The sequence below is a fragment of the Hydrogenivirga sp. 128-5-R1-1 genome (genome assembly GCF_000171895.1).
Window position 1 is genome coordinate 1 of record NZ_ABHJ01000506.1, and the last position, 1086, is coordinate 1086.

Here is a 1086-nt window from a genome sequence, read left to right on the forward strand (position 1 = left end):
AATATCAATGATTTGCAAGGATTTGTTCAAAAAAGTTCCAAATCGCAGGGCAGCAGGGTATTTTCAGGGTATTTTTATAAAAATTGCCTGTAAACCGCATAAAATAAGGAAAACGATTTTAGAAGGTTGTCAGGCTTTATTGTTGCACTTTAGAAAAAAATGAGCTATAATTTGTAGAAAATCTGGATACTTGGCATTTTGAATATGGCTTGAATTGCGGGTTTCAGAGGTATCTTGTTCGCCCTCGGCTCACCAATTTGCCTTCGGCAAAAGTGCTCTCCCCCGACTTTCTAAGGGCATTGTGACATATTTTTCCAAAACATCTTGAATTATAGAATTCTTGCTCTCCCCCGACTTTCTAAGGGCATTGCGACTGATCAATGATTAGCTTGTCTTTATGCTTTCTGACAAACTCGCTCTTCCCCGACTTTATCAGGGCATTGTAAAAAGTATTGTGATTTATTTGGATTTTTTATACTACAATTAGATTGCTTTCAGAGGATCCCATTGGGCTACCTTCTTTGGGCTGGGGTTTGGTTTGCCTACTTTGGGCAGACCAGCCTTAAAAATTATTTGCTGTGTGTTGTGTATTTATAGATATATTTGAAAAGACATTATATACTTACTGCATTTAAAATTTCTGACATAACTTTATCAAGATTAATTTTTTCTTTTGCTGAAGTTAAAATTATTGGGACGTTGTCGTCTAATTCTAAAGTTTCTTTTATAACCTTTTTAGCTTTTGCTTTTTCACTCTGGTTTAATTTATCAAGTTTTGTTCCAACTACTATATAAGGTATTTCAAGAGCTTCTAAATACTCTTTCATTAAAAAATCCAGATTTGTAGGTTTATGTCTACTGTCCACAAGAAGTATTACAAGATTTAGATTATCCCTTGAATTAAAATATGCATTCATCATTTTTTGCCACTGGTTTCTTTCTTTTTTAGAAACAGCAGCATAGCCGTACCCGGGAAGGTCTACAAAGTAAAATTTATCGTCTACATTGAAAAAATTTACAAGTCTTGTTTTTCCCGGTGTAGCACTTACCTTTGCAATTTTTCTGTTAAAAAGAGCATTTATAAGA

General features: G+C 34.1%; 1 protein-coding gene. It reads right to left on the bottom strand.

What is annotated here, in order from left to right; genetic code table 11:
* Positions 1–614: 614 nt before the first annotated feature.
* The coding region (gene yihA / locus HG1285_RS00315; protein ID WP_008289700.1) for a ribosome biogenesis GTP-binding protein YihA/YsxC at positions 615–1086 on the bottom strand (472 nt) is incomplete at its 5' end.